Origin of the sequence: Corynebacterium kroppenstedtii DSM 44385, from assembly GCF_000023145.1 — a bacterium.
Lineage (GTDB): Bacteria > Actinomycetota > Actinomycetes > Mycobacteriales > Mycobacteriaceae > Corynebacterium > Corynebacterium kroppenstedtii.
Genome location: NC_012704.1, coordinates 933,842 through 958,039, shown reverse-complemented (window position 1 = coordinate 958,039; position 24,198 = coordinate 933,842). Strand labels below are relative to the sequence as shown.

Sequence of the window (24,198 nt, the reverse complement as noted above, 5' to 3'; positions counted from 1 at the left end):
TACCGTCTCCGACGAACACGAGGAAGAAGTATACGGGACCCTACTTCAACAAAGAAATCGGCCGGTCAGGGTGGGAATTTTAACCAAACTAGTTCCACACCCTGTACTACCGCGAGTTGAGTCCCGAATAGTTAGAGGACTGTACTACTACCCGATTTAGACCTGTGCGGAAATCGCATCGGCCATACGTTGCTGTCCAGCAGCGGTTGGGTGGATGGGGAGCGTGTTATCGGGCAGACCAAGCAACGAGCTGCTTGACTGGCTGCCGATGCCACCGTCGCACCAACCCTTTTCCTCGTTCGGAGGAGCAACATACTTCACGCCAGTTTGCTGAGCAGCTTCCTTCATGACGTTGTTCACTTCGTCGATGGTCTCTGCAATGTACGCACGTTCATCACGGGTAGCGACACCATCATTGAGGCACCAGATGTCGGCTTTCGCAGCGTTCATGTATCCAGTGATCACGACCTCCGCATTCGGAGCACGGTGCTTGATGTCGTTAATGATGTCTACTTCGCGCTGCAGCAGGGTACGACCGTCGGGACCGGGTCCGTAAATCGACTGCTTCATAATGGCCTGGGTGCTCGTCCGGCAGTCCACGCCTAGCCCGGTCACAGCCCGGAAGAAGCATGCAGGGAAGGCAAACGCTGTACCGGCGTCGTTACCACCGAGTGTGAGAGTCACCAATTTTGTATCGGGCGTGACACGCTCGCGTTGTCCCGTCAACGCCGAGAATGGAAGGGCATGGTTCTGAGGGAAGTCGTAGTTGAACGTGAATGCCCACGCGCATGTTGCGTCATCCAGTTGAAGTCCACGTTGCTGAGCCAATTTGTGAGCGTAGTTATCAGTGGACGCCACACACCCCGGGTTCTTGGTGAGCTGCGGAGTAGTCAATGAACCCACCGAAGCGTACGAGTCACCCAACGCGACGTATTTGTCCCCTTGTTCAAGAGCACTAGCAGTTGGTGTAGATGTCACAACTCCCATCACTGCTGCACACACAGCCAAAGCAAGCGAACCGACGATCTTCTTCGGAGATTTCATTTTCCTTCTTCCAGGGGCCAAGGGTGGACTAATTCTAAAATGATAGCTTCGCCAAACAGAAATCACAGAGAATCTGCAGCTATATTCATTAAAGGATAACAAGCAACAGCGCTTTATAACCTGCGCTACCACAACCTTTACCGCCCACGACCCATCCCCCATTCGGTTGTAGCCATCTCCCCTGCTACCAGCGTTTTCACAACCGTCGTAACTTCGCTCTTAGCTATGCTTGCGCAGCTTTTAATCAGCCGAATGATCGGGACGACGCGCAAAATCGATATACCGATGCCGGGCCCAAGAGTCATCAGCAGCGAGCCGCGCAATAACCAAACCCGCCGCAATAGCAAAGACCTGCAACGATGCGGTCACCGTGTGAGTGAGCGCATCGTTAATATTGCCGTCATTAAGGTAATAAATTCCCCGGAACATTTCTGTCCCAGGAATCATAATGACGACTGCAGGTATCGTCACTGTGATACGGGGAATATACGATCGATCACGAATTAGATTAGCTATTAATCCGACGCATAGTCCCCCAATTAATCCGGCAACCTGCGTCGGAATCCCTATAAATAGGCAGATAAATTTAACAACGTTCGCAATAGCACCCACCACTGCCGCAATAGCAATCATCCGTCGTGATGAATTGAAAAGCATGGCGAACCCGGCAACACCACAAATGCTCGCTATTCCTGCGACGATAAGCCATGACCACTCGGTCGATCCGCTTTGGGCCGGCACTGACGGCTCAAGACCCGTGCATGCGGAGACAATCCACGCCGCCATGGTTGCTGAGACAATGATCTCGAAAGCGTAAACAAAGCGCTCCCACCCGGCGGCGATATCTAATCTAGCCAGGTCAACCAAAGCGGTAAACAGCGGAAAACCGGGAATCAAGAACAACATAGCCGCCACATAGCCCTGACCCAGCGTCTGCTCTGACCGCCCCCAGGGAGTCACAAAAAAGAGCTGACTTAAACCGAAATACACCAGACAGGCAACTATGCCCGAAACTGCCGTCGTCCCTAGTTGGTTGAAACGCTTACGGGCAAAAGACATCCTCACGGTTTGGCCGCACAAAGCGCTAAAAGCAACTGCTACAGCCGAATCAAAACTAAACCGATTTAAAATCGCGAACGCAGAACACGCCACCGCGGCAGCACAGGCAAGCGCAACCCGACTCCACCTGGTTCGTCGATTGTTCTCGATTTTATCGAGCTTTTCATGAACCCACTCTGCCGTTATTTCAGAGGGAAGGTGGTGAGTCAGATCTTCGACAGCTTCAATAAGAGAAGAATCAACGCCGTACTTCTCTAAAGTACTGATTTCCGTTCGGAAGTTATTCCCTCTGCGCCCGGTGAAGCGGATACTCGACATCGTGATCGACGCGTCGAACCGATCGAAGCCCAAGGACCGGGCCGTGCGTTTCATTGCCCGAATAACTCGATATACGTCGGTCCCAGCAGAGAGCAAGATCTCCCCCACGCGTAACACAGCATCCGCATCGATCCCCATGCGGGGGTCACGCTCGTGGGGCATAAGCTGCTGACCTTCAGTATCCACTATTCATCGCCCTTTATGTCTTTAGCCGTTGTCTTTTCTTCTTATTTCCGACGAAACAAGAAATGACCAACACGGTCCAACAATGTTTTAGCAACCGTGCTCATTTAACACCGACATAAGCGCGAGTTAAACACCGACGCACGCGTGAGCGCCGAAACGGCTCCGCCATGTCGTCGGGAACCAGGGTCGCGATCATGTCATCCACCGGCTAAAGTTTTCGCTCGTGAGTACTCCTGTCGCCCTGCCTCTCGCACCTCTAACAACTCTTGCCGATGGAACCATCAAGCAGGTCAACCCTTTTACAGGAACCGAAGTGTGGACTGTACCTGGGCGCGGGAACCGACCAATCTCGCATCCCACCCCAGAAGAGCACCCGGTCACTGTGCACGATCGCGACTATGAGTGCGCATTTTGTTCCGCGCGATACAGAGAGACTCCTCCGGAGAAAGCGCGAGTTGTCGTCGACAATAACAAGTGGACAACCTTCTACCGGTTAAAAGAGAGTCAACTGGATGACTCAGTCGCCGAGTTCCGGCGTGTTCCTAACCTCTTTGAGATTCTCGGGTATGAATATTGGCGGGCGAACCACGGATTCGCGATGGATCCGGAGACCTCAACACACATGAACGATTACCTCAGCGAACCTGCCGGAAGGCAGCACGTGCTGAACATTATCGCGACACGTCTGCGCTCTGCGGGGACACCGGAATCGGAGATCAAGGACACGCCAGAGACCGAGCTTCTCAAGCGTGCCCCCGCCTATTTTGCTGGTGGACACGACGTCATCGTGGCCCGTCGACACTTCACTGACGACGCCACCTCGAGCCGCCAACTCGCATCCAGCGGCACGCTAACGCCGGAAGAGCACTACCAATTCATCAACTTCACTGCTGACGCAATGCGTGACCTCTATTCACGCAACCGCTACGCACGATATGTGGCCGTGTTCCAAAACTGGCTGAAGCCTGCGGGGGCAAGTTTCGACCACTTGCACAAGCAACTCGTTGCTATCGACGAGCGAGGCGCGCAAGCCGAACTCGAAATCGCGCGGCTACGGTCCAACCCCAATATGTACAACGAATGGGCCGTTGATTACGCCGGCTATCACAATCTAGTCATCGCTGAGAACACCCATGCCATCGCTTTCGCTGGGTTTGGGCACCGCTACCCGACTATCGAGATTTACTCTCGGTCAGCAACCTGTGAACCGTGGAAGCTCAGCGAAGAAGAAATGCGGGACATGAGCGACCTCATTCACGCATGCCACGCGGCAACCGGCTCAGACGTTCCGTGTAACGAGGAATGGCACCACAAACCAATTGACCTCGATATCCCTATGCCATGGCGAGTCATGATCAAATGGCGAGCATCAAACCTTGCCGGTTTCGAGGGATCGACCAAGGTATATCTGAACACCATTTCGCCGGAAAATATCCGACAGCGCATGTCGAAAAGGCTTAGCCAATTGCGAGAGGAAGGTCGACTGGCTGATTCAGTTCGTATCGCTGGCGAATTGACGTACCGCCGTAATTCACTGAAATACAATCCGGCTCTTCGGTAAAGATTTACATACTCGCAACATAAAACCAACGATTCATTCTTCACATGATGGCAAAGTGAGTGGCGACCATCATGCCGAGCCAGGGTTGTACACATCACACCCGGAGCTTTGTTGCGCGCGTAAGGAGCCATATCAATGAATCTCTCTCCTCGTGAGACAGATAAATTATTAGTATTTCTTGCAGCTCAAGTGGCTCAACGTCGACGGGAACGGGGTGTCAAACTCAACCACCCCGAAGCGATTGCTTTGATTTCCGACGCCGTCATAGAAGCAGCACGCGATGGCAAGAGCGTGGCCGAAGCAATGCACATCGGGACGACGGTCCTCACTGCCGACGAGGTGCTGGACGAAGTCCCAGACATGGTCTCGCTGGTCCAGGTAGAAGCAACTTTTCCCGACGGAACAAAACTCGTCTCCGTCCACGACCCCATCCGCCACTAGACGCGCCGGGAACTACCGATGATCATTCTTTTTTGTGGCGCCGAAGCCCACAATGACGAGCTCATTCGCGAAGCAACCAGCCGACTCCGTCGGTTCCGTCTAGTCGATGTAACTGACAAGCACGCAGTGGGAACGAGTTCAGCGGCCCATGACTCTGTGCCAGGCGGTGACGGTCCCGAGCCGATCGTTCTTGCTCACTCAACAAGTGAATTAGCACAAGCCCTCACCGCCGCGTATCACGACGACTCTTCGAACGACGAGGGCCATTCATCGTCGAACTCACCTGATAATCAGCCTCCGACTGTCATCATCCCTATGACTGCGGGACGAGACCTCCACAGCATTACAGCACTAGCGCAAGCGATCCAATGGTGGAAACGCAGCCGGCCTTCAGCGCGAGTGATTATTTCTGATCCGATCGGGAACTCAACGACACGCGTATCGGCTCTACGTGCAATCATGCGCTCCCATCCAGCACATTCGTACGTCGTCGGATCAGTGGCTTTAGATCCCTTTTTCGACGCTGATCTGTTTCGTGATGCTCGGCTGGCATGGCAGTACAGCAATTCTGAGACTTCTGTGGCTTTTGACGGAGCATCCCCCAGTCTTCCTGAGGCTATTCACCGTGCTGAGATTCTCCTTGAGGATCAACTGAGCAACCAGGCGAACGAGTCCGGCGTGGAGCGAATCGTCGTTCTTAGAGCAGATCTTCTGCCGCCGAATAAGGACGGTTATCAAACCGATGGACGAAGCTATCACGAGGTCTCGTTATGGTCACCGTCAGCGCTCACAGTGCTGATTGAGACAAATGTTGTTCGGGCTCGTGAGGCTGCTGTCGACGTATTCAATTCCTCGGCGGAGAACGATGCAGCTCATGGCATTGATGGCAATCAATCCTCTGACGATCCGTCATCACGCCAGGGTAGCCAGTTCTTCCCCGTCGTGGGGTTGGAAGAGGCACTGTGGGCTGATCATGATTCGGGCTTCGCGCATAGTCATGCCCATGATGAGGATGATTCCGAGGGCGGGCATAGCCATTCGCATTCACATCCACATAGTCACCCACACAGTCACACTCATTCACACCACCACCCTCACCCCCATACGCACTCGCATACGCATTCCCATGGCCATGCCCACCACCATGTCGGGCATCCCCATTCCCACGACCACTCACACAACTACCTTCACGAACACGAAACGGGCTCGTCTCAGGGCCGTTAGACAAATAAACCGCCACGTCATCACGAGGACATCATGAGCACTGCAAATAGATATATCTACGACGACGGAACAATCACTATTAACCCGGGTAGAAGGACACTCACGCTACGAGTCACCAATACCGGGGACCGAGCCGTACAAGTGGGAAGCCATTTCCATTTCTTCGAAGCCAATCGCGAATTACTCTTCGATCGTCATCGGGCATGGGGTATGCACCTCAATATTCCAGCGGGATTAGCTGTCCGATTCGAACCCGGCGATTCGAAAGAAGTTCAATTAGTTGATTTCGGTGGGCGCAGAATCCTGCATGGCTTTAGTGCTTTGGTGGAAGGTGCTCTCGACGATCCTGCCATTCGCGAGCGGGGTCTCCAACGAGCACAGGAACGCGGTTTTAAAACAGAATCTGTACCTGACGACCAATTGCCCGCCGACCGGGGGCCGTACTCTATTTCCAAAGCGGAATATGGTTCCATTTATGGCCCAACGACGGGCGACCGCATTCAGCTTGCCGACACCAACCTCGTTATCGAATTAACTGATGATGCTAATTCGCGATCGTATGGGGACGAATCGGTGTATGGCGGTGGCAAAGCCATTCGTGATGGGATGGCACAGGACCCTCAAGCTTCCGATGCGGAATCCGTCGACACTGTTATTACGAGCGCGCTCATCGTTGATGCAATGACGGGGATTATCAAGGCCGATATCGGGATTAAAGATGGGCGAATTGTTGGAATTGGCAAGGCGGGTAACCCGCATACCCAGGATGGTGTTGACCCGCAGCTGATCATTGGGCCCAATACTGAAGTTATCGCAGGCGAACATCGAATTGTGACTGCCGGCGGGATTGATTCGCATATCCATTTTATTTCTCCTCAGCAAGCCGAAGAGGGATTATCAAACGGAATTACGACGTTTTTCGGCGGCGGAACCGGTCCTGCCGAAGGAACAAAAGGGACTACCTGCACGCCGGGAGAAAGCTCCATCGGTATGATGCTGCGAGCTGCCGAAGATATGCCGGTCAATATCGGAGTGCTTGGCAAAGGATCGGGCTCGCTTCCCGAAGCTTTAGAGTCGCAAATTGCAGCTGGGGCCGCAGGATTAAAAATTCACGAAGACTGGGGAGCAACACCAGCCGTGGTTGATAACGCTCTCAAGGTCTGCGACAAACATGATGTTCAGCTTGCCATCCATACTGACACGCTAAACGAAAGCGGGTTCTTCGAGGACACGCGCGATGCCATCGGGGACCGAACGATTCACACCTTCCACTCCGAAGGCGCTGGTGGGGGCCATGCACCCGATATCCTCCGTGTGACGGGGATGCCTTCGGTGCTCCCCGCGTCAACGAACCCTACTCTCCCTTACACAGTCAATAGTGCCGAAGAGCTCCTCGACATGGTGATGGTTTGTCACCATCTGTCTCATGACATTCCGGAGGACGTATCTTTCGCGGAATCCCGCGTCAGACCCGAAACTATCGCTGCTGAAACGATTCTCCACGATAGAGGGGTCATTTCAATTTTCAGTTCAGATTCGCAAGCGATGGGACGTGTTGGGGAGACCTGGACCCGTGCTTTCCAAACTGCACACCATTGCAAAGCAGAACTCGGTCCTCTCCCCGAGGATCGCCAACCAGGCCCTGGGCAATCCGCATCCGTTGAGTCAACAGGCTCCGAGGCCGACGCACAGTCCACATCACGGAACGACAACCATCGCGTCCTCCGTTACGTCGCTAAAGTGACGTGCAATCCCGCAATCGCCGCCGGAGTCAACGACTACATCGGGTCATTGGAAGTCGGAAAAGTCGCGGACATTGTCCTGTGGCCGGTGTCGTCGGTTGCTGTAAAGCCACAGCTCGTGATCCGCAGCGGTCACATTTGTTGGTCCCTGATGGGCGACCCCAATGCTTCTCTCCCCACTCCGGAGCCAGTCGTGTACCGACCCATGTTTGGCAATCGCGGTCACGCGCTTCCCCACAGCCGGATCACGTTCATGTCTTCCGAAGCTATTAACGACGGTGTGCCCGGAAAACTGAGCCTCACCAGCACCGTTTTGCCCGTTCACGGTTGTCGACACATCGGAAAGAAAGACATGGTGAGGAACTGTGAGCTACCAGAAATCACCGTGGACCCCGATACTTACGAGGTTCGAGCGGACGGTGAACCGCTCACCATCGCGCCCGCTGACAAGCTTCCCTTAGCTCAACTGCACTACTTGTTCTAACGCGACATATCGGTGACAGCTTTGAATCATGTCTTCTTCCAATAATCTCGACGTGACCATGAACAGCACTGATAGGTCTGGACGGCAATCGATGTTTCCGGCCTTCCTATCAGCCCTCCAATGGACAGACACGGCGTTCCCTTCGGGAATGTACACACTCTCGCACGGGCTCGAAGGGCTGTCTCAGTGCCATTGGCTAGACAGCGCCTCTCTCACAGAAACTGTTCGCGAGCTTATTACCGACGTCGTCGCCCCTACCGACGGAATTGCAACGGCATTGGCGTGGACCTGGGCTCAGGAGTGGCGACAGTCTGCATCGGCCGCGATGCCCGCGAATGGCTCTACACACTCCGCAACGGGGACACTTCGAATCATCGACGAGGTCCTCTTGGCAACAAAACCTAGCGATAATGCACGGCGCGGGAGTATGCGCGTCGGCAAGCAATTATTGTCGATGGCCGACGATGTGCTGCACCCCGCTGACGACACACCGCTAGGAACACTGATCAGCGACGTGCGCAAAGGAAATGTCATAGGCAACCAGGCAATAGTCGCTGGAGCCATTCATCATCACAATGGATTGTCTCAGGAAATGGCGGTGTCCTGTGAACTGTTTTCTTTTGCGGCTGGAGCCTGTTCCGCGGCGGTTCGTTTAAGCGTGGCTGACCATATCAGTGCCCAGCAGGTCGTGAATGAGGTGGGATCAGACATCGCCGAATGCGTACAGATGTGTTGCGATTCATCAGTTGACGATATAGGAACACTAAGCCCTGCTTTGGATGTTGCGTGTGCGGCACATGAATCCGCTCCCGCACGACTATTCATTAATTAATTATTACTAGTACGAATTGTGAGGATTTCGCTATGGCACAGAATGACCCAAGTCATGAAGAACACTCGATTTATCGCATCGGATTTGGCGGTCCCGTCGGCTCAGGAAAGACAGCAATTATCGAGGCACTCGTGCCCACGTTGATCGAACAAGGTCATAGCGTGGGAATCATCACGAATGATATCTACACCCAAGAAGACGCGAACCACATCCGTCGGGAGCTAGATGGAATTCTCGACCCGGCGCGAATTATCGGGGTAGAAACAGGATCCTGCCCCCCACACGGCTGTCCGGGACGATCCGACGATGAATTTGATGGCGGCGGCAGAGATGGTGGAGCGCTTCCCGGATATCGACACTTTGTTGTTCGAATCGGGTGGCGATAATTTAACGCTGACTTTTTCACCGGCGCTTGTGGAAACATACGTGTTTATTCTTGACACGGCAGAAGGCGACAAAATGCCTCGGAAACGGGGACCGGGTGTGACGGAATCGGATCTTCTCATTATCAATAAGACGGATATTGCGCCCTATGTCCGGTGTGATCTGGACAAGATGGTCGCTGACGCGAAAGAGGTGCGCGGTGGTCTCCCAGTACTACCGACGAATGCGTTAACGGGTGACGGGCTCTCCGAGCTTGCTGAGTTTGTGGAAACACAGCGAAACGCTCACCAGGGGTAGGGCGTGGCACCCCAGACCCCAGTGGAGAGCAATATCTCCTCCCCTACTTTTGCTTCCCTCTACGACGCGGCGGCTACGCTTCCCATTCCGCCGAGGATCGCCAAGGAACTCCGCGGTCAGTCGCAGTCCGGTGACCACCGGGCACTCCCGGTCGGTTCCCCTGGCAAAGTCGGTTTTCTGCACGCCCGAGTGGACTCAACTGGGGATAAGCCGGCGGGGAAAAGATCAGTCGTCGCGGAGAAAATCGCGAAAGCTCCGCTTGCTCTTATGCGGCCGCTGTACACGGACCCGCACCAACCTGGCACACCGCTGCTCTACATCATGACGACGGGTGCTGGGCTTGCTCACAATGATCGATACCTTGTTGATATTCGCGTCGGCGAAACACGACCGGCGTCGGCTCTTATCACCACTCAGGCGGCGACGCCTATACATCGCATGGATGTGGGGCTAGCGATACAACACGTCAACTTGACTGTTGGCCCGGGAAGCACTGTCGAATACATGCCTGACCACCTGATCCCCTATGGGGGTTCCCGGGCTCATCTGTCTATGAGAGTTACCGCTGCTCGAGGGGGTTGCGCCATAGTCAGCGATTGTATTGCGGCGGGACGACTGGGTCGCGGTGAGTGGCACCGCTACGACGCGTTGTCCATGGAAACACGAATCGATCAACCGCGCGCCAACCACCCGCATGATTTCGCGCGACTCGGAGAATCCGACTGCAGGCCGCTCGTTATTGATCGCGGACTCTTGCGTCCGCATACGGGCAGTCGGCTGCTCGGCATGCGTAACTATGGCGCATGGTCCAATGTCTGGATAGTTGCGCCTTCACCGCAATCTACCCGAGCACTTCTCGACGTGCTCCGACGCTTGCCGGACTCCGATTTCCCAGCATCAGTTCGGTGGGCTGCATCAACTCTCCCCTATGAATCTGGGGTCTGGGTGCGTATCCTTGCTGCCACTGCTGATGAGGCACGAATCGCTCGTGACCGGTTGTGGACGGAGGCGCGCGAAACACTTCTTTCAGCACCAGCGCCACGGTTGCGGAAGTACTAATTCTTGACACGTCTTCGTCCCACGGGTCGCTGGTGACCATTTCCGCGCGGTAACGCGTTGTTTACCTAGGTCACCTGATATTCATATAGTGGGAGCGCGTTCGTGACATTAGCCCCATAATTTACGTGTCTATGACGATGACAGACACTACCCCGGTACGTCCCGCGACGACGCCGGTCACTCCCCAGCACGCTCCCACGCCTCACCAGTCCCAATCCAATTTCGGTGACGACTATCCCCTCCGGTTCGCACCACGGCACTACCGGACCTGGGCAACGTCCGCAGTCGCAGCGTCGGCACTCGGCGGCATCGCTTATCTTGCTGATTTCTCGATCGGAGCTGGGATCGGAATTGCCCACGGAACAGTGAATGCGGTCGGTGGAATTCTTATTGCCGCGGTATTAATCTTTCTGTCGAGCTTTCCCCTCGCCGTCTATGCGGCTAAATACAATCTAGATCTCGACCTTATTACACGGGGAAGCGGATTCGGCTATTACGGATCGGTCGTCACGAATATCATCTTCGCTTCGTTCACCTTTATTTTCTTTGCAACTGAAGGTTCAATTATGGGACAAGGGCTCAAAATGGGCCTTGGAATCCCACTATGGGCTGGGTACTTGGTCTCTTCGTTGATCGTCATCCCACTGGTCATGTATGGGATGAAGTCTTTATCAAAGATTCAGAAAGCAACGAATCCACTGTGGATTGTGATGATGGTTCTGCCCCTCATCGTTCTGATTATTCAGCATCCATCGAGTGTCCATACTTTTGCTCACTACGCGGGAAATGGTCCCGGCCATGCGGATTTCGCATCCATGATGTTGGCTGCCGGTGTCTGCCTCTCACTGACAGCACAAATTGCCGAAAACATTGATTACATCCGTTTTATGCCGCCCAAAACCCCGGACAACAAACGCAAATGGTGGACCGCTGTCATCCTCTCGGGACCTGGCTGGGTCATCTTCGGCGCCACCAAACAAATCATTGGTGTTTTCCTCGCAGTGTATGTCATGGCTGTTCTCAATGATTCACCAGGAACGGCCAGCGAGCCGGTCCACCAGTTCTTCGCCATGTACACGAATATGATGCCGACCTGGCTTGCCATCACACTCGCCGTGATCCTGGTCGTCATGAGCCAAATCAAAATTAACGTCACAAATGCATATAGCGGTTCACTGGCGTGGACCAATGCATATACGCGTTTAACTCGTCGCTACCCCGGCAGGATCGTCTTCGTCTTTGTCAATGTCGGTATTGCGCTGTCTCTCATGGAATTCAATATGTTCTCCATGTTGAACTCCATTCTTGGTTTCTATTCCAACGTGGCTATCGCGTGGATTTTCACGGTGGCATCTGACATTGCAATAAACAAATATGTACTCGGCATTTCTCCCCGCTATCCAGAATATCGACGCGGAATGATTTTCCCGATCAACCCTGTGGGAATCGGGGCGCTCTTACTTTCCGCCACCACCTCAATCGCTGCGTATTTCGGCGTCCTCGGCGCGACCATTCAGCCCTACTCGGCACTCCTTGCAGCCGCCATCGCGGTCGTCGCCACACCACTAATTGCCATCATCACCCGTGGGCAGTTTTATCTTCGTCGAACCGACGACGGCGTGGACTCCCCTCTTTTCGATGATCACGGAAATCCGTCGGATGAGCTCTTCCGATGCTGTGTTACCGGAGAAATGGTTGAACGTCCCGATGTTCTCGCGTCCGCTGTTCCTTCCCCTACAGGTGAAAAGCAGTACATTTCCTCGCTGGCTCTTACCACCGATCGGCAAGGCCGTCATGTTCTTCCGGTTGAGTAACTAACTACAACGGGGGTATCTCGGTCATCGACTACCCCTGTTTTCTGCTTTCTCGATACAGCTCAGTGCACCACAACATTTCGCATTGTTACAGTAAATACGGTAAAGCCGGTAAAAAGGTTCCATTGCATACAGTTTTGCCTACAGTTTCCTCGTTCACGCACTGTTCTGTCGTCGCACGATGGGGACACCACTGGTGTTTCAACCCGCAGGAGAAAATACATGTCATCCTCACGTCCTTTTGCCCGACCAGTCACTCGCCGGACATTCTTAACAACAGTGGGCGCGGCCGTCACAGCACTCGGAGCTGCCGGAGTAGCCGGAAGCCTCAGCGGCTGTTCAAGTAGCTCAGGCGGTGGTGGCAATGACACCGTCTCAACAAAGAAGACCTCGGACAAAACGGACGTCATCGGCGACGATCCCACGGGTACCAAGACGAGTTCCACATTCCTGAACTCAGCAAAAGCCGCTGTCGTCACTGGACCCAACGCCGATTCCGCGACGCGCGCACGGGCCTGCAACCTGGCCGCCAGTGCTGGAGTTCCCGTTTTCCTCATCGACGCGACTAACGAGGATGACTCCCGCAAAGACATTGAGTCTGAACTTGACCGATTGGGAGTCGACGACATTGTCACCCTCAAGGGCGATTCCCTAGGCTCGCTGTCTTCGTCGGCGAAAACTCACGAAACGACGCCCGATTCGTGGCCAGATGGATTAGACAAAGGTCAATACTCTTTCCGTGACCTTGTGGTTATTCCGGATGCCCCCATTGAAGGCGACGGATCCGGGACTGCGCCGGCAGCGGCGGCCAGTGCGGCGGCGAGCACATCGAGTACCACAAGCTCGTCGAAGCCGTCATCCAGCGCTAAAAAGAGCGCGAGCAGCAGCGCACCGAGTACTCCCAACCTTCCCACCACATCCGATGGTGCACCGTACACTCCCCGCCCGGTTCTCACAGCGCCGTGGAACCCGGACAGCAAAGCGGACAAAGAACCTGACTCTGACGGACACGTTTTCGTCGCTCCCGACACGAGCCCCGCAAGTTTCACCAACGCATCCGTCGCCGGCCAGAACGTCGTCCGCCTCCCCGCAGCCGACCCCCGCGCCACCCATGAGTCAATCGAGATCGTCAAGAAGGACGACCATGTCATTGCCCTGGGCGAACTGTTCGGGGACAAGGACACGCTCTCTCGTCGTATCGACAAAGCCAAGAGCATTGACAAAGAACAGCCAGGTGGAGGCGGACTCGTCACGCCTGGCCGGCACATCGTCGCACTTTACGGCTCCACCGACGGGCCCGATCTCGGGTGCCTCGGGGAGCAAGGAAAAGATGCGTCCGTCGCCCGGGCGAAGAAGATGGCCAAGAGCTACGAAGCCTTCACAGATCAGCCTGTGATCCCGGCGTTCGAAATCATCGTGACTGTTGCGTCGTCGGAACCAGAAAAGGACAACTCGTACAGCCGCTTCATCGATTCCGACACCGTCGAGCCGTGGATTGATGCTATTAACAAAGCCGGCGGGTATGCGGTCATTGACCTTCAGCCTGGGCGCATGACTCTCCTGGAACAGGCAAAGAAATACGAGAAGCTGCTCAAAAAGCCTTATGTCGGACTGGCACTCGATCCCGAGTGGCGTCTCTACGGTAACGAACTGCCCATGGAGCAGATCGGTCACGTCGACGCCCAGGAAATCAATGACGTTGTTAAGTGGCTGGACAAGCTTACTGAGGACAACAAACTGCCGCAGAAGCCCCTGGTCGTTCACCAGTTCAAGGTTCATATGATTCGCAATCGCGACAAGATGATCCCAGGTACCGATAACATTGCGATGGTTATCCACATCGATGGCCACGGATCGCAATCCATCAAGCTGGATACCTGGCACGTGATTCAGCAGGATTTGAACCCCAAGATCAGCCTGGGGTGGAAGAACTTCTACGACGAAGACAAGCCCATGCTCGATCCGAAGGACACGATGGCGATTAAACCTCGCCCGGACTTCATTAGCTATCAGTAACTCACCCGCTGCCCCGGGGCAGATTGCTGCCTGACTCTATCGAGCATGGTGCGCCTACACTGGTAAAGCACATCGCGTCCGATCAGTGAACGGATACGGTTCACCAGAAGATGGAGGAAAAGAATGACAAACACTGCAGATATAGAATCCGTCGCTCATGTTCGTGCCCCCGGTGCAGCCATTGCGGAGTTGCTTGATGCCAACCCGGCCGACCTCAGTTGGCAGCAAGAGTTCTATACCTGGATGCATTCTCATCCCGAGTTATCTGAACGCGAAGAAAAAACTGCGATTGCCATACGCGAGCGGTTGTCTCACTACAATTGCACTGTGTCGCGTCCCATAGGTGGGCATGGGCTCGTGGCAACGATCTCTAACGGCGAGGGACCGACGATTCTCGCGCGCGCGGATTTCGACGCCCTACCTGTCACTGAGAATACCGGCGCGCCGTACGCCTCTACTGTGCGCACGACTGGGCGTGATGGCAACGAAACTGGTGTCATGCATGCCTGTGGGCACGATATGCACACCACCGCTTTGCTCGGGGCGGTTGCCATTCTCGACGCTACACGTCAGCGCTGGTCAGGAACCTTCCACGCCCTATTCCAACCTGCCGAAGAAGTCACCGCTGGGGCTGGTGCCATGGTCCACGATGGCCTGGCCGACGAGATTTCACGCCCTGACCTCTGCCTGGGCCAGCACATTGTGCCTGGAAAAGCTGGAACGATTATGAGTATGCCGGGGGCCGCCCTCGCAGCGTGTGACTCCATCACGGTGACCATTCATGGAACGAGTGCTCACGCGTCGAGCCCTCATCAATCCGTGGATCCCATTTATGTTGCGGCACACGTCATTCTTCGTTTACAAGGGATCGTCGGACGAGAAGTCGACCCCGGCGAATTCGCCGTCGTCTCTGTCGGGCAAATCCACGCTGGTAATACGAACAATTCCATCCCGGACACCGCTACCCTGACGTTGAACTGCCGGTTCTACAACACCAACGTCCGCGATCATGTGTATCGCGCTATCGAACGAGTGATCCGCGCCGAGTGTGAGGCATCGGGGTGCCCCGCCGAGCCGGACATAGAGTACTGGGCTCACGGCGAACTGACCGACAATGACCCCGCCGTGTTTTCTCATGTCCGCGAGACATTTGATGCTGTCTTTGGGGATTCCTCCATTGATGCTGAGCGGTGGACGGCGTCGGAGGACTTTTCGGAGATACCGCGGCACTTTGATGTGCCCTATTTGTTCTGGACTGCCGGCATCACCCCGGATGAACAATGGGAGAAGCGTGAGGAAACGCCTGTTCCCGCCAACCATATGGCGACGTTCCTCCCCGATCTCTCGACTATCTCATCGACGACGAAGGCTGCGGCGGCAGCACCGCTGAGCTTCCTTTTCAAGGAGTAGTGTTCGGCATAGAAAAACCGGGCCGCACACATCATGGTGCGGCCCGGTTCGCGTTGTGATTGGCATCCACCACACCCCGGCCATCGCGATACCTCGCAATGGCTACGGTGTAGGAACCGACAATCTAGCGCTCGTGGCCTTCGAGGTCTTCACCCAACATGTGAACGTGAATCATGTTGGTGTTGCCTTCAACTCCGGGAGGAGAACCGGCAGCGATGACGACCGTGTCGCCGCGCTCATAGCCGTCGATAGCCAGCAGAGCTTTATCAACCTCGGCAACCATCTCGTCGGTGGTCTTGACCTCAGGTGTCAAGAAGGTCTCCGCGCCCCACGTGACAGCCAACTGTGACCGCACGGCGGGGTTCGGGGTGAACACCAACAACGGGAGGAAGCTGTGGAGACGAGCCACACGACGTGCCGTATCGCCTGAACTGGTGAACGCGACAACAGCACGAGCATTCAGACGCTCCGCGATATCGCGCGCCGCGTACGACACAACGCCACGCTTGGTGCGCGGAACGTGGCTGAGCGGCGGCACCGTGCCGTCCTGCTCGGCAGCCTTCACGATGCGGGCCATGGTCTTGACGGTTTCTACCGGGTACTTACCGACGGAAATCTCGCCGGACAGCATGACCGCGTCCGTGCCGTCCAAGACAGCGTTAGCAACGTCGGACGCTTCAGCACGCGTCGGACGTGAATTCGTGATCATGGAATCCAGCATCTGCGTTGCCACGATGACTGGCTTAGCGTTTTCACGGGCAATCTGGATGGCGCGCTTCTGAACCATCGGCACGTCTTCGAGCGGAACCTCGACACCCATGTCACCACGGGCAATCATGATGGCGTCGAAGGCCATGATGATGGGCTCCAGGGCGTCGATGGCTTCAGGCTTTTCCAACTTCGCAATGACCGGAAGTCGACGGCCTTCCTCGTCCATGATCTTGTGGACGAGCTCAACGTCTGCCGGCGAACGGACAAACGACAGAGCGATAACGTCGACACCCAAACGGAGTGCGAAGCGAAGGTCCTCAATATCTTTTTCAGATAATGCCGGGACGGAAATATCCATGCCAGGAAGGGACACACCCTTGTGGTCTGACACGGGGCCACCCTCAGTGACCTCACAGATCACATCGTTGCCTTTAACGGCCTTGCAGACCAGGCCAACCTTGCCATCGTCGACGAGGAGGCGGTCACCGGGCTTAGCATCCTTGGCGAGATTCTTGTATGTCGTGGATACACGATCGTGCGTACCCTCGATCTCGTCAACGGTAATGCGCACCGTTTCGCCGGTTTCCCACATTTCCTCGTGGTTTTTGAACCAGCCCAACCGGATTTTCGGACCCTGGAGGTCAGCCAAAATCCCGACGGCGCGGCCGGTTTCGTCGGAAGCCTGCCGAACCCACTTGTAGTTCTGTTCGTGGTCGGCGTGAACGCCGTGTGAGCAGTTCAGTCGTGCTACGTCCATTCCTGCGTCAACCAGAGCACGGATCTTTTCCGCACTGGCTACCGCCGGACCCAATGTACAAACAATTTTCGTTCTTCTATCCACGAGCACCAGGTTAGCCCGCTCCACCCGGATTAGCTACTACAAAACGGTCGAAATAAGCTTTACGGCGCCACGGCGAAAAACGAAAAAAGTCGGTGACCAGGGAAAATTATTTTCCGATACGGTCACCAAAATCACTTTTTTCCTAGATTTATGCCCGATTATGTCTGAAGTTCTTCGGGTGTCTCGCGACGACGTGATCGCGTCCACACCAGGAAAATCACTGCGCCCACGAAGCACACGGCCGACGTGATGGTATTAATGCGGAGCCCAAACACATGCGTGGCGGTGTCCGCACGCAGAAGCTCGATCCAAAATCGACCTGCTGTGTACCCGGCAACGTACAAGGCAAAAACTCGGCCGCCACCCAATCTGAACTTGCGGTCAATCCATACGATCAGAGCGGCGATGGCAAAGTTCCACAGCATCTCGTAGAGAAACGTCGGCTGAACAACCGCGATAACGTGGCCGTTCGAATGCCCCAGTACTGGGTCCAGGACACCGTGGTCGTCGACGCGCTCAAAAATCTTTAGCCCCCAGGGCAGATCGGTGGGCCGACCATATAATTCCTGGTTAAACCAGTTGCCTAGGCGTCCAATGCCCTGCGCCACCAGAATCGGTAGTGCCACCGAATCCGCAAAGGGCGCCAGGGCTAGATGCTTCCATCGGAGAACCGCCCAGGCGGCCAAACCACCGCCAATGACGGCTCCCCATATTCCCAGGCCACCGTTGGTGATCTTCCACCAGTCCCCGGGTGTTCCGTTGGGACCCCAGTACGTGCGCCAATCCGTCGCTAAGTGGTAGAGGCGGCCGCCGATGATGCCTGCTGGGACAGCGGCAAGTGCCACGTCGAGAACCACCTCGCGGTTACCACCACGGGCGGCATAGCGACGCTGCGACCACAGCACCGCAACGAGAATTCCCACGAGGATTGACAGCGCATATCCGCGGATCGGAAAACCGCCGACCATCCACACACCTTGGGAGGGCGACGGAATAGCTGCCAAAAGCGTCGCATCGGGCGAACGCCCACCTAGTCCCCCGTCGTGAGGAACTAGTCCGTTCTGCTGGACAATAGTGGCCTGGACGTTAGTCACCCCTCACCCCTTCGCTGAGTTCTTTCGCCAACGCCTCGAGCGAGCGGAGACCATCCTTCGCCGCGCGGATAAGTGCCGAACCGACGATGACGCCGTCGGCATACTGCGCGATCTCTGCGGCTTGCTGCCCATTGCTGACGCCTAACCCGACTGCAACGGGGAGGTCGGTGTGCTCCCGCACGCGATTCACGAGGTCACGCGCACCGCTGTTTACTGACTCTTGGGCACCTGTGACCCCCATATGCGAGGCTGCGTACACAAAGCCGTCACCTGCTCCCACCGTGAGTGCCATCCGCTCAGGGCTCGTCGAGGGAGCAACAAGGTAGATAGGCGCCAATCCGTGCTCGTGGCATGCCTCTGCCCAGCGCGTCGATTCTTCGGGGAGGAGGTCGGGAATGATTGTCCCCAATCCTCCCGACTCGGCCAGCTCTTCGGCATATTTTTCCGGGCCATACTGCAAGATCGGGTTCCAGTAGCTCATGACGACGCTTCGACCACCGGCGTCGGTAATCTTACGGACAGAGCTGAGTGAATCTTTGACGCGAAAACCTGCTTTCAATGCAGCCATGCCGGCTTCCTGGATGACAGGACCGTCCATCATGGGGTCAGAGAACGGAATTCCAACCTCGATGACGTCCGCATAGGACGCCAGGCACGCCATCAACTCGTCAGAGTCGTGCTTCGTCGGGTACCCCGATGGCAGATAACCGATGAACGCAGCTCGTTGCTCGCCGCGGGCCTGTGCGAAAACGTCGCGAAGCGCCCCTGCGGGGGAATCAGAAGAAAATGCCGCCATTAGTCCAGCTCCTCCTTGGGTTTAAGGTCAAACCACTTCGCGGCGGTGTCCACATCTTTATCGCCGCGGCCCGATACGTTGACGATCAGAAGTGGGCCGTCATCTGAGTCATGATCCCAGCGATCGGCATAGACTCGCGCTGCCGCAAGAGCATGCGAAGACTCAATAGCAGGGATAATTCCTTCGGTCTTGCACAAGAGCATGAACGCATCCATGGCTTGTGCATCCGTGATGGGAAGGTACTCAGCGCGCCCGACATGATGAAGATACGAGTGCTCCGGCCCTACACCCGGATAATCTAGCCCAGCCGAAATGGAGTGGGACTCGACGATTTGGCCATCCTCATCTTCCATGAGGGCGGCATATGAGCCCTGGAAGACACCTTCATTGCCTGCGGTAATCGTCGCAGCGTGGCGACCAGTCTCAAAACCGTCACCGCCGGCTTCGGCACCGATGAGCTGAACAGAGGAATCGTCGATAAAACGGTGGAAAAGCCCGATCGCGTTCGAGCCACCACCAACACAAGCGACGACGGCGTCGGGAAGGCGGCCTTCTGCGTGCAGGATTTGCTCGCGTGCTTCATACCCGATGATTCGCTGGAGATCACGAACCATCTGCGGGAACGGATGGGGGCCAGCTGCAGTACCAAAGCAGTAGTACGTGTCATCGGCATGTGATACCCAAAAACGCATGGCCTCGTTGATGGCATCTTTAAGAGTCTGGGAACCGATGGTGACAGCTGTGACCTCAGCGCCCAGTAAACGCATACGCGCGATATTCAGGGCCTGACGCCGCGCATCCACGGCCCCCATGTAGATGTGGCACTCTAAGCCGAGCAATGCACATGCCGTAGCAGTTGCAACACCATGCTGGCCGGCCCCCGTCTCAGCGATGACGCGCTTTTTACCCATGCGTTGAGCCAACAGCACCTGGCCCAGGACGTTATTAATCTTGTGGGACCCGGTGTGGTTTAAGTCCTCCCGCTTTAAATACACCCGAGCATGGCTAGCATCGGAAAAGCGCGAAGCATAATACAGTGGCGATGGCCGACCCGAATAATGGACATGCAGGTCATTCAACTGCTCAATGTACTCAGGGTCAGTTCTCGCCTTGTTCCACGCGTCGGTAACTTCGGTAATGACCCCCATCAGGGCTTCCGGAATATACCGGCCACCGTACTCACCCCAATGGCCACGATCATCGGGCTCAGTCGATGTCGTCTCCGCGAACACATCGGCGATAGTAGGCAGATCACTATACGGATTGCGATGAACTGATTCTGAGTTACTCACGCACACCAGTGTGCCTTATCACTCGCATAGACACGGCATTCAGGTGACGGCAGATTACTCAGCGAGATTCTTCGGACATGCCGGGTGGATGCCCGCAGCGACCAAACTCTTACACGCTAAACCGGGATTACCTGCAGTAACCAGCCCCTCGCCGACCAAGACCGCATCCGCACCGGCACCAGCATAGGCCAGCAAATCATTGCGATCTTTCACCCCCGATTCAGCGACCTTAATCACGTCCGACGGCAAACCCGGCGCGATAGTGCCAAACACGGAGGTATCGACATCGAGTGTTTTGAGGTTGCGGGCGTTGACTCCCACGACTTTTGCGCCTGCGGCGATGGCGCGCTCTGCTTCCTCTTCGGTGTGAACTTCAACGATGGCAGTCATCCCGAGAGACTCGGTGCGGTCGAGAAGCGATTCAAGCTGAGGCTGCTGCAGTGCTGCCACGATGAGGAGAATGAGGTCCGCTCCATGAACGCGGGCTTCGTGGATCTGATAGGGGGTGACGACGAAATCTTTTCGGAGGACCGGAATGTCGACGGCTGCTCGTACGGCGTCCAGGTCAGCCAAGCTGCCTTTGAAGCGTCGTTCTTCGGTGAGACAGGAAATGACTCTGGCACCATTGGCTTCGTATTGCCTGGCGAGCTCGGCCGGTTCGGGGATCCGCGCCAGGCTTCCCTTGGATGGGCTTGCCCTTTTGACTTCGGCGATCACTCCCACACCGGGAGCAGACAATGCGGACATGGCATCGCGAGGGGCGGGCATGTCATGCGACTGTGCTTTGATATCCGCAAAACTGACGCGAGCTTCACGGGTTGCAAGATCGTCTAAGACGCCATCGACGATAGTGTCTAAAACCGAACTCATCTTCGACTCCTCAGCCCGTGTTACAGCGGTGTACTTAATCCTAAAGGCAGCACTGACTGGCGCATAGATCGGCACGATGATGCCTGTCTGACATTCCCCGCAGATGTGGACTTTAGTTGTGCAGCCCACGACGCCGGGCGACATCAACAGCATCGTCTTGTGTTGGGTCAACCCCCGCGTCCATTGCATCCCACAGCACGCGCCCTGATTCTCTATCGTTCTCAAGGTCCGTCGCCAGTGAATCGCGCCGGGCTGAGGCTGTGTCGTATTTACTTCCTTTAACGGTGTCTACTCCTGGCCACAGGAACAGGATGATTGCACCGGCGATGGTGATGACGGACGCTATGAGGGCAAGGATGACCGCTACTTGGTGGACATCGACTCCCGTAACGACGGCCCATTCGGTCAAGGTCTGCGGATCGTTTTTCTTTTGCGTTGCTTGCCCATTGACGAGGAGATTTCGCGCGCGTGTCGTGCTCGGTGAGGTGAGGAGCACATTGAGCGGTGTCCATAAGGACGCGGCACCGATCACCGCCGACACTGCTGCAAGTATCCGTCGGCCTGTTCTCTTAAGAACCAGGGTGGCAAGGCAGGCTGCAATGAGGGCAATGGCGATCGCGTCAGTGCTGGGGGCCCATGTAGAGCCGACGAGGGTCCGTGTCACTTCACCTTGTTTATCGTCATTGGCGTGAACGGTCATCCAGGTCATGCGTGATGTTCCACCGATAGCCACCGCCCCAATCGCGACCAGGGCGAGGCCTAGCCAGCGTCGCTTGGTTTGGGGAGAACTCGACGTGCCCGTCTCCGTTTCCGCGTTCGTCGGCATCGTGTTGACGTCCTTGTGTCCGTGCGCATCGGTCGGGTTTGAGGCCATTTCTTCCGACGCGGCTGCTGCCGTTGCGTCGTCCTGACGCGAGTCATGTGAACCCATTGTTCATTCTCCCTAACGTCACCGCACTAGTTCCCTATCGTCAGTCGTTTCCCGACGTCACCATGCTCGTCGGGTGTGCCGCCGAGTATCCACCACGTGCTCAATAGGCTACTCAGCGCATATAGCGTCGTCACTCTTGGATACTTGCTTTCGGAGACGACGCAGCCAATCCGGAATCCGGGCGGGCGACTACTCGGCGGGCGACAACTCACAGAGAGCCATCAACGTCGACAATTGTTTCGGCAGCGGCCGTTGCGCGCAAAACAGCTGCAGCCTTGTTCCGCGTTTCCTCATCTTCGGCAACAGGATCCGAATCGGCGACGATCCCGCCGCCGGCCTGGACATACATCGTTCCGTCTTTGAGAACCCCTGTCCTGATGGCAATTGCTTGATCGGTGTTTCCCGAAAAATCGAAATATCCGACGGTTCCGCCGTAGATGCCGCGGCGCGTGTCTTCGAGCTGGTCAATGATGGTCAATGCGCTGGTTTTGGGCGCCCCGGATAAAGTTCCCGCGGGGAATGCCGCCATGAAGGCATCGACCGCTGTCATGCCCGGAGCCAACTGTCCCGTGACCATAGAGACCAGGTGCATGATGTGGCTGTACCGCTCAATATGGCGGAAATCATCGACTTCGACTGTTCCAGGGATACATACCTTCCCCAGGTCATTGCGCCCCAGGTCAACCAGCATGAGGTGTTCGGAATTCTCTTTCGAGTCGGCGGCTAACTCGCGCTCAAGCTGCAGATCAGCTTTCCTTGTGGCGCCGCGGGGCCGGGACCCAGCGATGGGGTGCGTCGTCACCACATTGTTGTCGACTGCAATAAGCGACTCCGGCGACGATCCAACGATGGTGAACTCCACCGACGAAAAGTCGTCCGACGGAATATTCATCAGGTACATGTAGGGGCTGGGGTTCGAATATTTCAGCATCCGATACACGTCACGAGCCCGCACATCGGTGTCAATCTCGAAGCGCTGTGACAGAACGATTTGGAAGGCGTCCCCGGCGCGAATGTGTTCTTTACACAACTCGATCCGGCGCATGTGTTCATCAGCAGTGCGCTGGCGGCGGACGACCGGCTCGGGCGTCGTAAAACTATTCACCATCGGTTCACGCGCTGCCTTCAGGCGCTCGGTTAATGAGTCCAATCGGCGGACGGCGTCATCATAAGCCTCGTCGACATTGTCGTCGGAGCCGTTGAAATTGAACGCATTAGCGATCAGCCACATCGTCCCTTCATGGTGGTCCAAGGCAACCATGTCCGCGACGAGGAACTGCGTCATTTCCGGAATCTTGAGGTCATTGTCGCAGGTATCGGGGATATCTTCGATAAAGCGAATCGCGTCGTGGCCGCAATATCCCACCATTCCCGACGTCATCGGTGGCATTCCCTCGATGGGGTCGGTGTGCAATTCCTTCAGCACAGACTTCAAGGCATCGAAGGGATTGCCTCCTGTCTGGACACCTTCAGGAGTGGTGCCCAGCCATGCTGCTTCCCCATCGCGGACGGTTAATGCCGATCTTGCTCCGGTGCCGATAAACGACCACCGTGACCAGGAACGTCCCGGTTCGGCCGACTCGAAGAGGAACGTACCTGGCTTGTCCTGGGCCAAGGCATTGTATGCGCTGAGCGGTGTTTCTCCGTCGGCTAAAATTTTGCGCGCTACGGGCACGACTCTGTGGTGAGCAGCTAATTCGCGGAATTGTTCCCGCGTCGTCGTTGTGCGGCCGGCTCCGAGATCCGGGACCCCGACGGGTGTCGACGAACGAGCAGAATCGTTCAGCTCGGC

At 55.9% G+C, this 24,198-nt stretch carries 18 protein-coding genes and 1 pseudogene; 10 read left to right on the top strand and 9 right to left on the bottom strand.

The genetic code is table 11. The annotated features are described in order from the left end of the window. Positions 1–156: 156 nt before the first annotated feature. Both CKROP_RS03980 and CKROP_RS03975 read right to left on the bottom strand, forming a co-directional pair. Positions 157–1,044 carry an SGNH/GDSL hydrolase family protein gene (locus CKROP_RS03980; protein WP_041628798.1) on the bottom strand — a complete coding sequence of 296 codons (888 nt, stop codon included), beginning with the start codon at positions 1,042–1,044 and terminating at the stop codon, positions 157–159. A 240-nt stretch (positions 1,045–1,284) separates the two neighbouring features. Next, positions 1,285–2,607: a threonine/serine exporter family protein gene (locus tag CKROP_RS03975; RefSeq protein ID WP_052292353.1), complete on the bottom strand. Its 1,323-nt coding sequence runs from the start codon at positions 2,605–2,607 to the stop codon at positions 1,285–1,287. 223 nt (positions 2,608–2,830) lie between these two features. Here CKROP_RS03975 and CKROP_RS03970 point away from each other — a divergent pair, with 223 nt between their 5' ends. The 10 genes and pseudogenes from CKROP_RS03970 (at position 2,831) to CKROP_RS03925 (ending at position 15,871) form a co-directional block, all read left to right on the top strand. Beyond that, on the top strand, positions 2,831–4,168 hold the full coding sequence (locus tag CKROP_RS03970; protein WP_012731452.1) for a DUF4921 family protein: 1,338 nt from the start codon (positions 2,831–2,833) through the stop codon (positions 4,166–4,168). A 135-nt stretch (positions 4,169–4,303) separates the two neighbouring features. Then, positions 4,304–4,609, top strand: coding sequence for an urease subunit gamma (locus CKROP_RS03965; RefSeq protein WP_012731451.1), 306 nt, complete (start codon positions 4,304–4,306; stop codon positions 4,607–4,609). A gap of 18 nt (positions 4,610–4,627) precedes the next feature. Next, positions 4,628–5,833, top strand: coding sequence for a sirohydrochlorin chelatase family protein (locus CKROP_RS10680; protein WP_012731450.1), 1,206 nt, complete (start codon positions 4,628–4,630; stop codon positions 5,831–5,833). A 33-nt stretch (positions 5,834–5,866) separates the two neighbouring features. Beyond that, on the top strand, positions 5,867–8,059 hold the full coding sequence (ureC, locus tag CKROP_RS03955) for an urease subunit alpha (protein WP_012731449.1): 2,193 nt from the start codon (positions 5,867–5,869) through the stop codon (positions 8,057–8,059). 28 nt (positions 8,060–8,087) lie between these two features. After that, positions 8,088–8,891 carry an urease accessory protein UreF gene (locus CKROP_RS03950; RefSeq protein WP_012731448.1) on the top strand — a complete coding sequence of 268 codons (804 nt, stop codon included), beginning with the start codon at positions 8,088–8,090 and terminating at the stop codon, positions 8,889–8,891. Positions 8,892–8,923: 32 nt separating this feature from the next. Then, positions 8,924–9,572, top strand: a pseudogene (gene ureG, locus CKROP_RS03945) (urease accessory protein UreG). 3 nt (positions 9,573–9,575) lie between these two features. Beyond that, entirely contained in the window at positions 9,576–10,631 is a 1,056-nt protein-coding gene (locus tag CKROP_RS10675; protein ID WP_012731446.1) for an urease accessory protein UreD, read from the top strand. 137 nt (positions 10,632–10,768) lie between these two features. Beyond that, entirely contained in the window at positions 10,769–12,445 is a 1,677-nt protein-coding gene (locus CKROP_RS03935; protein WP_169302977.1) for a purine-cytosine permease family protein, read from the top strand. Between the two features lie 222 nt (positions 12,446–12,667). Further along, positions 12,668–14,461: a hypothetical protein gene (locus CKROP_RS10670; RefSeq protein WP_012731444.1), complete on the top strand. Its 1,794-nt coding sequence runs from the start codon at positions 12,668–12,670 to the stop codon at positions 14,459–14,461. A gap of 123 nt (positions 14,462–14,584) precedes the next feature. Continuing rightward, complete coding sequence (locus tag CKROP_RS03925) at positions 14,585–15,871, top strand: amidohydrolase (RefSeq protein WP_012731443.1); 1,287 nt, start codon at positions 14,585–14,587, stop codon at positions 15,869–15,871. A 124-nt stretch (positions 15,872–15,995) separates the two neighbouring features. Here the strand turns inward: CKROP_RS03925 and pyk are convergent, their stop codons facing one another. The 7 genes from pyk to CKROP_RS11680 form a co-directional block, all read right to left on the bottom strand. Next, a complete protein-coding gene (gene pyk / locus CKROP_RS03920; RefSeq protein ID WP_081429476.1) occupies positions 15,996–17,423 on the bottom strand; it encodes a pyruvate kinase in 1,428 nt (475 codons plus the stop codon). Between the two features lie 158 nt (positions 17,424–17,581). Next, the gene (lgt, locus tag CKROP_RS03915) at positions 17,582–18,391 is read right to left on the bottom strand and encodes a prolipoprotein diacylglyceryl transferase (RefSeq protein WP_148209719.1); all 810 of its coding nucleotides are present in this window, start codon (positions 18,389–18,391) and stop codon (positions 17,582–17,584) included. Positions 18,392–18,509: 118 nt separating this feature from the next. Beyond that, positions 18,510–19,313: a tryptophan synthase subunit alpha gene (gene trpA / locus CKROP_RS03910; RefSeq protein ID WP_012731440.1), complete on the bottom strand. Its 804-nt coding sequence runs from the start codon at positions 19,311–19,313 to the stop codon at positions 18,510–18,512. Further along, positions 19,313–20,611 (bottom strand): tryptophan synthase subunit beta, encoded by a 1,299-nt coding sequence (trpB, locus tag CKROP_RS03905; protein WP_012731439.1) that lies wholly within the window; start codon positions 20,609–20,611, stop codon positions 19,313–19,315. Before trpB ends, trpA begins: the two co-directional genes overlap by 1 nt. Positions 20,612–20,659: 48 nt before the next feature. After that, positions 20,660–21,475 carry an indole-3-glycerol phosphate synthase TrpC gene (gene trpC, locus CKROP_RS03900; RefSeq protein ID WP_012731438.1) on the bottom strand — a complete coding sequence of 272 codons (816 nt, stop codon included), beginning with the start codon at positions 21,473–21,475 and terminating at the stop codon, positions 20,660–20,662. A 112-nt stretch (positions 21,476–21,587) separates the two neighbouring features. Then, positions 21,588–22,406 carry a TIGR02234 family membrane protein gene (locus CKROP_RS03895; protein ID WP_012731437.1) on the bottom strand — a complete coding sequence of 273 codons (819 nt, stop codon included), beginning with the start codon at positions 22,404–22,406 and terminating at the stop codon, positions 21,588–21,590. A 208-nt stretch (positions 22,407–22,614) separates the two neighbouring features. Further along, positions 22,615–24,192, bottom strand: coding sequence for an anthranilate synthase component I (locus CKROP_RS11680; protein WP_041629247.1), 1,578 nt, complete (start codon positions 24,190–24,192; stop codon positions 22,615–22,617). Positions 24,193–24,198 lie beyond the last annotated feature (6 nt).